This is a genomic window from Pectobacterium carotovorum, from assembly GCA_016415585.1.
GTDB lineage: Bacteria > Pseudomonadota > Gammaproteobacteria > Enterobacterales > Enterobacteriaceae > Pectobacterium > Pectobacterium carotovorum_K.
The window spans coordinates 2,034,883-2,049,372 of sequence record CP066552.1 but is presented as its reverse complement, the minus strand read 5'-3'; the positions used below and the strand labels follow the sequence as shown (position 1 = coordinate 2,049,372).

Annotated in this window: 12 protein-coding genes; 3 read left to right on the top strand and 9 right to left on the bottom strand. The window is 51.3% G+C overall.

The features are described 5' to 3' along the window. Window positions 1-226: 226 nt before the first annotated feature. The 9 genes from JFY74_09120 to JFY74_09080 form a co-directional block, all read right to left on the bottom strand. Window positions 227-982, bottom strand: coding sequence for a flagellar brake protein (locus JFY74_09120; protein QQG30500.1), 756 nt, complete (start codon window positions 980-982; stop codon window positions 227-229). Window positions 983-1,423: 441 nt separating this feature from the next. Next, the gene (citG, locus tag JFY74_09115; protein QQG30157.1) at window positions 1,424-2,329 is read right to left on the bottom strand and encodes a triphosphoribosyl-dephospho-CoA synthase CitG; all 906 of its coding nucleotides are present in this window, start codon (window positions 2,327-2,329) and stop codon (window positions 1,424-1,426) included. Continuing rightward, window positions 2,307-2,834: a citrate lyase holo-[acyl-carrier protein] synthase gene (citX, locus tag JFY74_09110; protein ID QQG30499.1), complete on the bottom strand. Its 528-nt coding sequence runs from the start codon at window positions 2,832-2,834 to the stop codon at window positions 2,307-2,309. The genes citG and citX overlap by 23 nt, the downstream gene beginning before the upstream one ends. Before the next feature lie 25 nt (window positions 2,835-2,859). Next, the gene (citF, locus tag JFY74_09105) at window positions 2,860-4,389 is read right to left on the bottom strand and encodes a citrate lyase subunit alpha (GenBank protein ID QQG30156.1); all 1,530 of its coding nucleotides are present in this window, start codon (window positions 4,387-4,389) and stop codon (window positions 2,860-2,862) included. Window positions 4,390-4,443: 54 nt separating this feature from the next. After that, entirely contained in the window at window positions 4,444-5,319 is an 876-nt protein-coding gene (gene citE, locus JFY74_09100; GenBank protein QQG30155.1) for a citrate (pro-3S)-lyase subunit beta, read from the bottom strand. Continuing rightward, entirely contained in the window at window positions 5,319-5,609 is a 291-nt protein-coding gene (gene citD / locus JFY74_09095; GenBank protein ID QQG30154.1) for a citrate lyase acyl carrier protein, read from the bottom strand. Before citD ends, citE begins: the two co-directional genes overlap by 1 nt. A gap of 23 nt (window positions 5,610-5,632) precedes the next feature. Beyond that, a complete protein-coding gene (gene citC, locus JFY74_09090; protein QQG30498.1) occupies window positions 5,633-6,697 on the bottom strand; it encodes a [citrate (pro-3S)-lyase] ligase in 1,065 nt (354 codons plus the stop codon). An 87-nt stretch (window positions 6,698-6,784) separates the two neighbouring features. Beyond that, window positions 6,785-7,669 carry a fumarylacetoacetate hydrolase family protein gene (locus JFY74_09085; GenBank protein QQG30153.1) on the bottom strand — a complete coding sequence of 295 codons (885 nt, stop codon included), beginning with the start codon at window positions 7,667-7,669 and terminating at the stop codon, window positions 6,785-6,787. A 238-nt stretch (window positions 7,670-7,907) separates the two neighbouring features. After that, the gene (locus tag JFY74_09080) at window positions 7,908-9,278 is read right to left on the bottom strand and encodes a 2-hydroxycarboxylate transporter family protein (protein QQG30152.1); all 1,371 of its coding nucleotides are present in this window, start codon (window positions 9,276-9,278) and stop codon (window positions 7,908-7,910) included. Between the two features lie 419 nt (window positions 9,279-9,697). Between JFY74_09080 and JFY74_09075 the strand changes: the two genes are divergently transcribed. The 3 genes from JFY74_09075 (at window position 9,698) to JFY74_09065 (ending at window position 14,480) form a co-directional block, all read left to right on the top strand. Then, entirely contained in the window at window positions 9,698-11,293 is a 1,596-nt protein-coding gene (locus JFY74_09075; protein ID QQG30151.1) for a sensor histidine kinase, read from the top strand. Between the two features lie 95 nt (window positions 11,294-11,388). Further along, on the top strand, window positions 11,389-12,090 hold the full coding sequence (locus JFY74_09070; protein ID QQG30150.1) for a response regulator: 702 nt from the start codon (window positions 11,389-11,391) through the stop codon (window positions 12,088-12,090). A gap of 455 nt (window positions 12,091-12,545) precedes the next feature. After that, on the top strand, window positions 12,546-14,480 hold the full coding sequence (locus JFY74_09065; protein ID QQG30149.1) for a methyl-accepting chemotaxis protein: 1,935 nt from the start codon (window positions 12,546-12,548) through the stop codon (window positions 14,478-14,480). Window positions 14,481-14,490 lie beyond the last annotated feature (10 nt).

The following is a 14,490-nucleotide window of genomic DNA, read 5'->3' as shown; positions in this document are numbered from 1 at the left end:
ACCGACGCTATTAGACGTCGGTTATTTGCAAGGCGCGTATTCTGCACCACTCGATCTCATCTGACAAGGCTCTGAGAACGTTGGAAACCATTTATTTATCCCCACCCTTCTTCGTGCTGCCTATACGTTGGCTTTTCGCATGAATTATGGGTATAAATAAGCTAATACTCGTTATAAAAACGTTGCTGTTATGTGTGAAGCCCAAACAAAAAGTGGTGCTTAAAAATTACAACTCTTGGAACCGCTTTTTCTTTTCGTTTTGTAATCTTTCCAACTCAAAAATCACCTGCTGAAGATCGCGTTCCTGCGCCGCGTTCAGTGAAGGGAACTTGAAGCTCAAACGCTGCGTCAGCTTAAAGTCGCCTTTGTTATCGACGATCTTCACCATTGCCTGACCGACGAACTGCAAATCCACGCAGAAGAAACCGTGGTCAGCAAGATCCATCTCCACGCTCTTAATGATGTCACCGTCAGTCAACAACCCCGTGGTGTCACGATCGGTATACAGGCTCAACCCACCCAGTGAGAGATCTTTGATAGTGAACTGGAAAACACTCTCATCCGGCAGTTCGCCACGGCACGTCAACGGCGGCCACAGCGGCGTGTTAATGCGGAAATAGGTTCTACGCTGGATAAGATAAAGCAGTTCAGGAATCTGCGCGCTAAAGGCTGGCAGTCCGTCATAAGTTACCGTCTTCGCAATTTCAGCATTAAATTCAACTTTTGCACCGGCAGGCTCAGCAACAAAAGACAGCGCTCCCGCATACAGTGCGCGGTTATTTTCACGCTCAATGCCGCCTAAATCGAAGACAAACAGGTTGTTATCGGGTACGACGTCAAGAATTTTACTGATGAACTGTCCATGAGAATGATGAACCATCAAAGACGTATCATTCTTCTTTAATTCGCGCAATGTTGCACAGATGGCCAGTTTGTTGCGCTTAACAAACTGCTCTTTCAAATTTTCATTCACCGCTTTCATCCCCACCATTGTTTACACGAATTATGTGTCAATGGCTTATATTGATGCACGCCTCTTCGTTATCTTTCAAGTCCCATGCATGCCAACACGATGCACTGCACTGGCTGCATATTGAAAACGATTACTCGGAGTACCTAAAACAGCATGAAACCTACCTTAAATACATCGAGTGACAGGACAAAGCGTTGGTCCTTTAAGGCAAGGCACACTTATGCGCCTCGTCACGTGACAAGCGAAGAACAAACTCGTGGAAAGGAATTTGAGCAGCCAGCACGTACGTAACTCGAAGTATGACGGGTAGAAGTTGGTGAAAACGATATCGGCAATTTTCTCAATAACTTTAGTGGAACAAGAGGAAAAGTGTTAAGGAGCCGTCAAATGATGAAAATTATCGACGCCAGTCATCACGAGGCCAGCCGCTCCTTATATAACACCCGTTCGCTATTCAGCAGGATAATGATACAGCAACCAGGTTAAGGCCAGTAAATCGGCGCTGCCGCCTGGGCTAAGGTTTCTGGCAATCAGCGCGTCGTCCATCTCCCTCAATGCCTGACGATCCAGCGGACCAATCAGCAATCGCCGTGCGTAATCCTGCACAAACGCCAGCCCGTCCATGCCGCCGCGTGAAACGACATTGGTATCCGGATTATGGGCCATCAGCACCAACAGCGTCCGTAACAGCGCGGTTTCGTCATCCTCTCCGGCGGCAATAGCCTCCTGCAAAGCGGGCAACGCGTACTGGCATACGGTATTGAAACCGCTGGCGGCTTCCCCTCTCGCGCCCGTCAGGCCATGACGTTGATAGAGATGTTCACCCGCCGTTGCGGTACCAGAACACGTCTCCAGCTCATTCCGCACCACATCGTGACACATTGTCGCAACGCTATCGCACAGGCTGCGCTGCGTCACTCGCTCTCCCCGTCCTGCCAACCAACCGGCAGCACTACACAGCAGGCCAAACGCGAATATCCCACCTTTATGGGTATTCACGCCTTTCGTCGCTGACAGCATCGCCTGTTCGCAGGCAATACCAATAGGTCGAACCTGAAACAGCAGCTGCGCTAGCGGTACGCTGGCATGCTGATAACCCGCCTCGGTAAAATGCCGAAACCAGGGGGCGATCGCCTGAATGCTGGTCTGAAACAGCGCGACATCCATATCGCGGTGAGATCCGTTATTGGCGCGATCCACCAGTCCGGGCTTCGGCGTCAGCATGACTTCCATCGTCAACGCGTGCGCCACCCGCCGGTCGATATCTGGTAACGCGTCGCGCTTCCGATAATCGCCGACAGCAGAACGGGATACCGCCGCAGACAGGATACCGTCAGGCTGGCGTAAAGTAGGCATTAACCTTTTCCTCAATGTGCTCAAGCAGCTCAGGCAGCGAATGGCGGCGCGAGCGGCTACAGGCGTGTGCCATCTGGTCACACAATAGGCAGGTGCGCCCGCTGTGCGCCAGCATCGACCGGCCAATCAATCCTTCTTCTGGGCTGAAGATATCGAAATCCCATAGTCGCCCCAGCTCATGGCTATCTTCCAGCGCAATGGTCGCGGCTTTCACCGACAGCGCATCTTTGGTGATCGCCCATAGCCCTTCCGCGCCCGTTGCCATCCAGCATATCTGCTGTTCCAGCACCGTCCACCCTCGCGTCTGACACAGCGAAGCGAACGACTTGATGGCTTCGGCCATCACCTGCCGATAGCCTTCGCTATCTTTTACCGGCCCCGGCGTGACCAGCGTCAGCGACACCAGTGTCGTACCGTGGCGGGCAAGCCATTCTTGCTGGCGAACTGCGCGGCGTTCCTTCGCCGCGAGTAAGGTTTCCAGCGAGATGGAAACAGCATTTGTCATCATCGATTCCCTCATGCGTTTACGCTTATTCGTCGGCTTCTTTCACCTGACGAACGACGTCAATCACGCTGCCATCGCGATAGCGAATAACGCCGACGATGCGATCGTGAAACTCGATAGCGCGTGGTTCCCCCACCAGCGCAATCGCACGCTGATACAGATCTTCAATCGTCATCACCGTCAGACCCGCCTGTTTCAGGCGTTCAGCAACTTCAGGGCGCGCCGGGTTAACGGCAATGCCGTGATCGGTCACCAGTACGTCAATGCTTTCTCCCGGCGTAACCCGCGTCGTCACCTGACGCACCACGGTCGGGATGCGGCTACGAATCAGCGGCGCAACCACGATGGTCAGATTTGCTGCCGTTGCGACGTCACAGTGCCCACCGGACGCACCGCGCATCACGCCGTCTGAGCCGGTGATGACGTTGACATTAAAATCGGTGTCGATTTCCAGCGCGCTGAGAATCACCATATCAAGCTGATCGCAGCAGGCCGCTTTAGAACTGGGGTTGGCGTAAACGTTAGTGGAAATCTCGACGTGATTCGGGTTCTTCGCCAGCGATGCAGCCGCATTGGCATCGAAACACTGGGTATCGATCAGTTTTTCGATCAGTCCTTTTTCGTGCAGATCGACGATCCCGCCCGTGATGCCACCGAGCGCGAAGCGTGCCACAATATTCTGTTGGCGCATTTTATCTTCGAGGAAACGCGTACAGGCCGTAGAAGCCGCGCCAGAACCGGTCTGGATCGAGAAACCATTTTTGAAATAACCGGCATGTTCAATCACGTCTGCCGCGGAACGAGCGATCAGCAATTCACGTGGGTTGCTGGTGACGCGCGCCGCGCCCACGCTGATTTTGGCCGGATCGCCCACTTCATCGACCTGAACGATGTAGTCCACCTGATCCTGCACAATGCTGGCTGGCATGTTCGGGAACGGCACCAGCGCTTCGGTCAGCAGCACCACTTTATGGGCAAACTGCGCATCAACCATCGCATAGCCCAACGAGCCGCAGCTGGATTTCCCCGCGGTGCCGTTGGCGTTGCCAAATTCATCGCTGCATGGAACCCCCAAGAAAGCGACATCGATATTCAGTTCACCGCTTTGCAGCAGATGAACCCGACCGCCGTGGGAATGAATCTGTACCGGTTCTTTCATTAATCCATGAGAAATGGCATCGGCCAGCTTGCCACGCATCCCCGAGGTGTAAATTCGACCGATCACGCCCGCTTTAATGTGCTCGATCAGCGACGCGTTACAGCTCATCAGCGAGCTGGATGCCAATGTCAGATCGAGAAAGCCCATGCGAGCCAGCGTATCAATCACCCGGTTAATGACCTTATCGCCTTCGCGGAAATGGTGATGGAAAGAGATCGTCATCCCATCTTTCAGTCCGCTGTGACGAATCGCCTCCTCCAGATCGGCGCACAGTTTGCGCTCATGTTTTTGGGCGACATCATTCAGCCACGGCGTATTGTGGTTGGCGTTGACGAAGGGTTGCAGATGACGTTTTTCCGGGTACTGCTTTTGCAGTGCTTCAATAAAATGACTCATTGTCTAATCCTGTAATTCCTGAGAGCGGCCATTGCGGTGTAAATCACGCAATGGCTATTTGCGAACGCCGGAGGCCTGAGCACGTTCCAGCACCCTTCTGGCGTGGTCGATGATTGGCCCGTCGATCATTTTCCCGTTCAGGGAAATCACGCCCAGACCGGCACGTTCACCCTCCTCAGCGGCTTTGATCACCAGATGGGAATAGTCCACTTCATCCTGCGTGGGAGCATAGGCGTTGTGTAGCAGCTCAATCTGGCGTGGGTTAATCAGGGATTTACCGTTAAAGCCCAGTCTGCGGATCAGATCGACCTCTTTCAGGAAGCCCGCATCGTCATTGACGTTGGGATAAACCACGTCGAAGGCGTCGATACCGGCAGCGCGAGCCGCATGTAGCACCGCACAGCGGGCATAAAACAGCTCTGTGCCGTCACCGCGTTCCGTCTGCATATCCATCACATAGTCGAACGCCGCCAGCGCAATCCCGATCATGCGCTCGGAAGAACGGGCAATCGCGACAGCATTAATCACGCCCACCGCAGACTCAATCGCCGCCATAATGCGCGTGGAGCCAACTTCACGACCACAGGCTTTCTCGATACGAACCAGATGGTGTTCCAGCTCATCGACATCGTCGGTGGAGTCAGTTTTCGGCAGGCGGATCACATCGGCACCACCGCGCACGGCGGCTTCAAGATCCAGCAGGCCAAACGGCGTACTGAGCTGGTTGATGCGCACCACGGTTTCAATATCACGGTACATCGGGTGCTGGAGCGCATGGAAAACCAGCAGACGCGCGGTGTCTTTCTCACGCAGGGAAACCGCATCTTCCAGATCGAACATGATGGAGTCAGGTTTATAGATAAACGCATTGGACAGCATGGCGGCGTTCGCGCCGGGGAGGAATAACATGCTGCGACGAAGCTTATTCATTATAATTTCTCCCATTCAATCTGCTGTCCGTCTGCGGCGCGCAATACCGCGCTTTGCACGCGAGCACGAATGACACAATCCAGCGCGCCTTTGTCATCCACAATGATCGTCCCTTCCTGTACGCACAGCGCTTTCAGCGTGTCATTCACGACCTGTTTGATTTGATGACCGAACTGTTTCATCACTTCGCTGTTGATGACCACGGTGAGTTTTCCCTCTGCCGGTGCCACTTTGACCAGCAAATCGCTGGATTCAAAGGTGCCCGCCAGGGACTCCTTAACAATCTTCATAGATTTATCCTGATTAATTTTAATTACGCGTATTCGGGTTCGTAGTAGCGCTGTAAATGCGCAAAGGTTGAGGCCGGCACGATGTCCTGAATACGGCTGTACTGCCGAAGTTTGAGTAATTTCCTGACTTCCGAAGCGGAAATTGCCAGTCCTGAGGTTTGCCGTTTACGTTCAATTTCAACCACGCTTAACGCGGGGGAAGACACCGTCTGGTCTTTCTCCAGCCAGTAGTGCATGTCCTGGTTGTACTGATACGTCACCGGGCAAAAGGGTTCGGTGCCGACGAAGCGCTGGGTAATCCCCAGTGCTGGCGCGATATACTTCCTGAAAATGATTAAATCCAGCGCCGCGTGGGCGCGTGTGATCAGCTTCTCTTCCTTCAGGAAGTAGCCGGGAAACGTCGCTTTAGAGATCATGTAGTGAGAACCGGCATGTACTGTCAGATTGCGGATGTGTTCCACGCCGCGCTGTACCATCTCCAGACGTTCACTGAATGGGAAAAAGGAAACGTCTTCCCGCACCACGAAAACGTGCAGCCAGTCACACGACTGCGCCGCATGTTCTGCCAGATAGCGGTGGCCCAGCGTGAAGGGGTTCGCGTTCATGACAATTGCGCCGATCTTTTTATCTGTCCGCGTCGCAAGCGGTTCAGGATGTGCAAAGGCCGCTAAAGACTGGCAATACTGTTGAATGCCAATCGGCGTGTTTTCCATCAGCACCGCGCTGTCCTGATAGCACGCCAGCGGGTAGAAGCCACATCCGCGAAAGATGTCGACATTTTCTGGTCGGGTATAGAGAAACAGGTGGAAGTGGCCGCGCTGCGCCGCCTGCTGCATCACTTCATTCACCACCTGCACGCCCAGATTGAGGTGTCTGAATTCAGGATCGACCGCAACGCATTTAATGGTGTTGGAAGCTAGCCCTGCGCAGGCAATCAGCCGCCCGCCCCGTTTGCCAACCACAACGATGTCAATATCGTCATCCATGCCGAGCTGGCAGTGTGCGAGGAACTGTCGTACGGCATCCCTCTCCTGCTCCCGAAGGCGCACATCCAGCGTGTCAAAAAAGACGGAATCATTGGCATACATCACGGTTCTTCCTGCAACTCGAATTATTTAGGCAATCTATTGCAGGCTGCCGGTTTAGCGCCAGCAGCCTGGTACTTACACGGATAGTCAGTGCGCGACGGCTTCAGCCGTTGCCTGAACCGATTTCACCGGCGCAGCGGCATCCACTATCGTGTTACGCAAATGGCCAATGTTTTCGATTTCAACTTCAATGCAGTCACCCGCGTTCATAAACAGCGGTGGATTGCGTTTTTTACCCACGCCGCCCGGTGAACCGGTAATGATCACGTCGCCGGCACTCAGCTCGGTGAACGTGCTGATGTATTCAATCAGTTCAGCGACTTTGTGGATCATGCTGCTGGTATTGTCGTCCTGCACCATGCGGCCATTCAGATACGTGCGGATTGCCAATACATGCGGATCGGGAATTTCATCCGTGGTGGTTAAATAAGGGCCGAACGCACCGGTTTTCTGCCAGTTCTTACCCGCAGTAAACCAGCTGTGCTGCCAGTCACGCGCGGAGCCATCCATGTAGCAGCTGTAGCCTGCGACATGAGAGAGCGCGACATCCTGAGAAATATTCTGTCCGCCTTTACCGATGACGACCGCCAGCTCGCCTTCATAATCGAACTCGCTGGAATAATGCGGTTTGATAACCGGCGTTGCGTGCCCGGTTTGCGAATCCGCAAAGCGCACAAATAATGTTGGCGCAGGATTCTCTTCATTAAATTCCTGACGTTTAGCGGCGTAATTCATCCCCACACACAGTATTTTCCCTGGAGCGGTAATAACGGGTAAAAACGTCACATCCGCGACCGGAATATCCGGCGTACTCATACTGAATTCGTGTGCCACGTGTAACGCATTCTGCGCCAGCAGTGTTTTCAGATCGGGATAGCGGTGACCAATTTTACCGCCGAGATCGATTAATCCCGTTGGCGTATAAATGCCGTAACTGTCCTTACCGTTATAACGATAGCTTGCAAGTTTCATAATATTTCCTGTGCAAAATAAACCCACGCGCATTGGCGGTTTTTATTTCGTTAACCCAGCTCATTTTTCAACGTAATATTTATATACCCTAAATAATTCGAGTTTCAGGAAGGCGGCAAGAGAGCGAATCCCGATGAGCTTACTCAAGTAAGTGATTCGGGTGAGTGAACGCAGTCAACGCACATGCAACTTGAAGTATGACGGGTATAGCTCAGCGCTTTTTATTTTCTGAATAACATCAGACTAAAAAGTTGGCGAGCACCAGCAGTGATATCGAAACGTTAATCGCACCGCCGATACGCGTGGCAATCTGTGCGAATGGCATCAGCACCATACGGTTACCTGCTGTCAGAATCGCAACGTCACCGGTACCGCCCTGTCCGCTCTGGCAGCAGGAAATAATGGCAACATCAATCGGGTGCATGCCGATTTTTCTACCCACAAAGAAGCCAGTCGCGACCAGCGTCACTACGGTAGAAATAATCACCAGCAGGTTTTGAATCGTAAAAGCGTTCACCAATTCCTGCCACGGTGTAATCGCCACACCAACAGCAAACAGAATCGGATACGTCACAGAGGTCTGGAAGAACTTATAAACGACCTGAGAACCTTCCAGCATTTTCGGTGAAACACCGTGAGCCAGTTTCACCAACACCGCAGCGAACAGCATGCCAACCGGTGCAGGCAGGCCAATGACTTTGTGACCAAGCATACCCACCATATACAGCAGGATTGCCAGTAGAGCGCCAGAGGCAATGGTAGTTACATCGGCTTTGCCGCTAAAGGCAGAAGCGGGTGTGCTGCTTGCGCCACCGCCCAGGTTATTGTCTTTATTCGGCATCAATTCACCTTCACCAGTCAGGTGTGGATAGCGTTTACCCAACTGATTCAGAACACCGGCAAGAATGATCGCGGTCAGGCTGCCCAGCATCACGATAGGCAAGACGCGCCCCAGCGCAACGCCCTGATCCATATGCAGAATCGTGGCATAACCGATAGACAGCGGGATAGCACCTTCACCCACTCCGCCCGCCATAATCGGCAGAATCAGGAAGAAGAAGATTTGGAACGGATCCAGGCCAAGCGCAATACCGACGCCCATGCCCACCAGCATGCCGGCGATTTCACCGCACAGCATAGGGAAGAAAATACGCAGGAAGCCCTGAATCAGCGTCTGCCGATTCATACTCATGATGCTGCCGACAATAATGCAGCAGATATAGAGATACAGGATGTTGGTACTTTTATAGAACTTGGTCGTGGATTCAACGACAACGTCCGGCAGCAGGCCGTAATGCACCATCGCCGAGGGGATAAAGGTCGCACAGATTGCCGCCGCCCCCATCTTGCCGATAATCGGCAGACGCTTGCCAAATTCACCACAGGCAAACCCGAAGAATGCCAGCGTCGCCACCATCACGACGATGTCGCTCGGCAACTTGCCACTCAGGCAGTCGATGCCGATTAATACCCCCGCCAGTACAAAAAGCGGCACAGGGATAATACCTACTTTATAGGTATCCAGAACGTGCCACCATTTTTCCTTTAATGAGGCCTTCCCAGCCGCCTCATTATTTACCACAATATATGAATCATCAGTCGTGCTCATAACTCTGTCCCCGTTTTATTTTGTCCGCGAATGATAGGGGTCGGCCACCTATTATTATGTGATTCCCTTCAAATTAAAAAATGAGTTTTAAAGGTGTTTATGGTTTATATGGTTTATATTCAAAAATTGTTTATTAGGCACGCAGTTAGATGATTTTACGCTCAAAATAAACTTTACGGTTTCTATGGAGTTTATGGTTTTTATTTCCTAAAAATGACTATGTTGATAAAACGTAATTAAGTTGTTTATTAAAGAAAACAGATGCGTTTAATTTTATCTGTTTATTACTGCCATCGTATTGGTAACAACCTATTTAAACGTGTTATTGCTCACAAGTTTTTTCCTCTCAGTCCATTCTTATTACCATTCGTGATAAATTCATCAGCTATTTTTCGTTCACCGGCAGGTTACCGCACATCATGAGAATTAGACTTTCCTTTCATATCAAATTATTTATCTATTTGATCGTCTTCTTCTCTTCGTTACTTCTGATGACGGGTATTTATTATTACCACGATATCGATAAGCAGCTGTATTCCGAGCTGGGTACTCGAGCGCAGGTACAGGCCAGAGAAATCGCCATCATCCCGTCCTTGATTGAATCGGTGAAGCATAAAGACATCAAGCAGATAAGCACGCTCGTTCAACAATTGAAGCTGCGCAGCGACGCCAGCTATATCGTGATCGGGGATAATCAGGCACATCACCTGTTTCATTCTGAAGATGCCAGTCTTGTCGGCACGCAGATGGTGGGCGGCGATAACGTTGAGGTGCTCGCCGGAAAAAGTATCATCACGGTGCGTCGGGGCGGCATTGGTATCTCACTACGCAGCAAAGCACCGATTGTGGCTGACGGTCAGGTCATTGGTATTGTCTCCGTCGGCTATCTGAAAACCCATATCGATAACCTGACGTTCAGTAAACTGGCGCATATCCTGCTAGCGATTCTGGCGATGTTTGTTGCGCTGTTTATCTTTTCCTGGTGGTTCTCGCGTAATCTTAAGAAGCAGATGTTTGGCCTCGAACCGCTTGAGATTCGTATGCTGGTCAGGCAGCAGAAGGCGCTGCTCGAATCGATCTACGAAGGGGTGATCGCCATCGATAAGCAGCACCGCATTGCTGCCATTAATCATGCCGCCAAAGAGATCCTCGGACTGAACGAACCTTCCTATCTGTTGCGCGGCAAGCCGATTGATACCGTCATTAAACCCGTCCCCTTCTTCTCCGGCGAGGCCATGTGGAATAGCGACACCCACGATGAAATCTGTCGCTTTAATCACGCCACCGTGATTGCCAGCCGAGTGCGGATCATGCTGGAGGATGAACTTCAGGGCTGGGTTATCAGCTTCCGCGGTAAAAATGATATTCATACGCTTAGCATGCAACTCAGTCAGGTGAAACGTTACGCGAATAGTCTGCGTATTTTGCGCCATGAGCAGTTGAATTGGACGGCGACGTTGGCCGGGCTTCTGCACCTAAAACGCTATGGCGAAGCTATTAAATATATTGAAGCGCAGTCAGAAAGCGCACAGGTGGTGCTGGATTTTGTGTCGCGCCGCTTCTGTTCACCCGCTCTGTGCGGGCTGCTGCTGGGCAAATACGCGACGGCACGGGAAAAAGGCATTGAGATTGTTTTCGATCCACGCTGCCAGCTTACCCATATTCCACCGGCGCTGAGCGAAACGGAACTGATGTCCATCATTGGTAATTTGCTGGACAACGCGATGGAAGCCACATTAGCCACCACCGCACCACATTATCCTGTCGAGGTGTATATCTATGACAGCGAACAAGAATTGGTCATTGAAGTCGCCGATCAAGGGACGGGTATCGATCCGGCTATTGCTGATAACCTGTTTGAAATGGGTGTAACCAGCAAAACACAGGGCGATCACGGGCTGGGGCTGCATCTGGTCGCCAGCTACGTCAATCAGGCTCAGGGAATGATCGAGGTCTCGGCCAACCAGCCGAATGGCAGCATATTTTCCCTATTTATTCCGATGTCCCCACAATAATTTGAGCGGCAGCGTATTGAATAACGCATAGGCCGCTTGAGGTATAACGGACACTATTTTATTTTATAATTCAGAGACTAACAGGGATTTACACCATGCAGCACACTGAACATTTCGATGTCTTAATCGTTGAAGATGAAAGTAAGCTGGCAAATATTCATGCTGAATTTATTGAAAAACATTTCAATCTGCGTGTCGTCGGGATTGCCGCTACGCTTTTTGAAGCCAAAAAGCTCCTTCAGCAGCACAGGCCGCGCCTGATTTTGCTGGATAACTATTTGCCTGACGGCGAAGGGGTTTCGCTGATTGAAAGCCAACTACTCAAAGGAATGAACTGTTCCGTCATCTTCATTACCGCCGCCAGCGATATGAATACCTGCGCTCAGGCGATTCGCTGCGGGGCCTTTGACTACATTATCAAACCGCTCTCCTACCCACGGCTGCGCTCTTCGCTGGAGCGATTTATTCAATTCGTGAAAACTCAGCACACTTACAAAATTGTCGATCAGCAGAACGTAGATATTCTCTATCAGTTGCAATCGTCCGGCGCAGTCTCCTCCTCCTCAGCGAAAGGCATTGAAGAGAACACGCTGGGGCTGATCAAGCAGATTTTTGCTAACGATGACGGCGATACACTCTATTCTGTCGATGATATCGTCGAAAAAACCGGACTCAGTAAAACGACGGCGCGTCGCTATCTGGAGTTCTGCGTTGAAAATCAGTTCCTCGATATCGAAATGCGTTACGGCAAGATTGGTCACCCACGTCGGCTGTATCGTACCAAAAGCACCCACTAGCCCCCCTATCCTATGACGGTGAGATTAGCCGTCATAGGGCATTCGGCACAGTCAGACAACAATGTACGATAAAAATTGAGATAAAAATCCGCTAACGTAATAACGTCATGCACTACTCAGTGCACCTTACCTCTATTAATTCAAAACTTAACCATTCGTTATTTTTACCCTGCTTATATTTCAAAAAAAATTCTAAATTACCCCGTTCCTTCTCAAGTTTTTAAAAATAATCATAGTTCCCTGTATTTATCTCTACAGCGGTTACCGTAACGCCTATTGGTAATTCAACCCGCACTTGCTGTGCAGTTGTCCAACCATAAGAGAGAAACCTCACAAATTATTATTAGTTTCCTCACTCACACTAAAAAAAATCGCCATAAATCCGATAAGCACTATGGGTCATATCGCTATTAATTCGTTACCCGACACCAGTAATTCATCCCCGGAGAGACGTCATGTTCTTAGCCAAAAAAATCAGAAATCTTAAAATATCCCAAAAGCTGTATCTTGGGTTTGGGGTAATCCTGCTACTGGTCATCATTGCATCGCTACTGAGCGCAGGGCGCTTCAGAGAAATTCGTGATATCTATGAGAAAACCAATCTTATTTACAACATCAACATCGAAGTCTTTCAGGCCAAAATAAACCGCCTGAAGTATTTTTATTCCTATGAAGAGAAGTCGCGTGAAACCATGGCGGGCTTCGTTAAACATGCTTCAGAGTTAACCACTGAAGCGAAAACGCTCTCATGGAGTCCAGAAGGCGCGCCCCTCGTCAACGATCTCGGCCAGCACCTGACCGAATTTCAGAACGCTATCACCGAGATGGGGAAAGCCACGCAGCGCCTGGTAGAAAATCGCGACAAAATCAGCATCGCCAACGGGCAAAACATTACCGCAGACTTTTATACCAAGCTGCGTCAGCAGCCTTCTGATAGCGCAACGCAATATCAGGCGGAAGATTTGGCAACGCAGGTTTCAGAACTCAAACAGTTATCCTATGAGCTGCAGCTTAAGCAAAATGCCGATGCCGCGAAGAAGCTCGATGAGGCTTTTAGCCGCTTTGACAGCAGTTATCAGGCCGCCACTGCGGCACTGACGCCTGAACAAAAGGTCGCGGCAGAGGGCCTGCGGAGCTATGTCAACAGCTATAAAAAACTCAATGCTGACTACTTCCAGAGCGTCAACGATCTGAAAAAAGCCGAAGACGGCGTGAAGGTTGGCGGGGATAAAAGCAGTGCCTCCATTAAAGCGCTTATCACTATCGTCAAAGAGAAGAATGACGAGCTGGCATACGGTTCCGCGACTATCACGATGATCATTGGCCTCATCGCCGTCGTGATCGGTATTATCATCTCACTGCTGATTACCCGCCAAATCACCCGTCCCGTGATTCATAACCTTTCTCTGGCGGAAAAAATCGCCGCAGGCGATCTGACCTCAACAATCGTGGCTGACCGCGATGATGAGCTGGGCCAGCTAACGGCCGCCATGGGCAGAATGAACGAAAAACTGCGCCATATGATCAGTGATGTACGTGACAGCGTGGACAGCGTGTCGACCTCTGCTGCCAAGATTGCCGCCGGCAATAGCGATCTCTCCTCACGCACCGAGCAGCAGTCGGCCGCAGTGGTAGAAACCGCCGCCAGCATGGAAGAACTGACGTCGACCGTGAAGAACAACGCCGAAAACGCCAAACAGGCGAGTCAGATCAGTACTGAAGCCTCGCAAAATGCGCACAAAGGCGGCGAAGTGGTACGGGATGTGGTGGATACCATGTCAGGCATTTCAGACAGCTCACGAAAGATTGCCGACATCACCGCCGTTATCAACAGCATTGCTTTCCAGACCAATATTCTGGCGCTGAACGCCGCCGTAGAGGCCGCACGCGCCGGGGAGCAAGGCCGTGGATTCGCCGTGGTTGCCAGCGAAGTACGGACGCTTTCTCAACGCACCTCTCAAGCTGCAAAAGAAATCGCCAGCCTGATATCCGAATCGGTGTCGCGTATCAATGTAGGCACACAACTGGTAGCCAATGCGGGAACCGCGATGGATCAGATCGTCTCCTCTGTCTCGCGGGTTAACGACATCATGGGGGAAATTGCCTCCGCTTCCGATGAGCAAAGCCGCGGCATTGAGCAAATTTCTCGCGCCATCAGCGAGCTTGATACCACCACGCAGCAGAATGCGGCGCTGGTCATGGAATCCTCAATCTCCGCTAACTCGCTGGAAGAACAGTCTGCAATACTCGAAAGTATGGTGGCGAACTTCCGCCTGTCCGATCACGAGGGGCGCAAACCCAAAGCAACTCTCCCCGGTTTGCCGCCACAGCAGAAACGCCTGCCACCTGCATCAAAACAGTCGCAGGATTCAGGCTGGACAACGTTCTAACATTAGATCC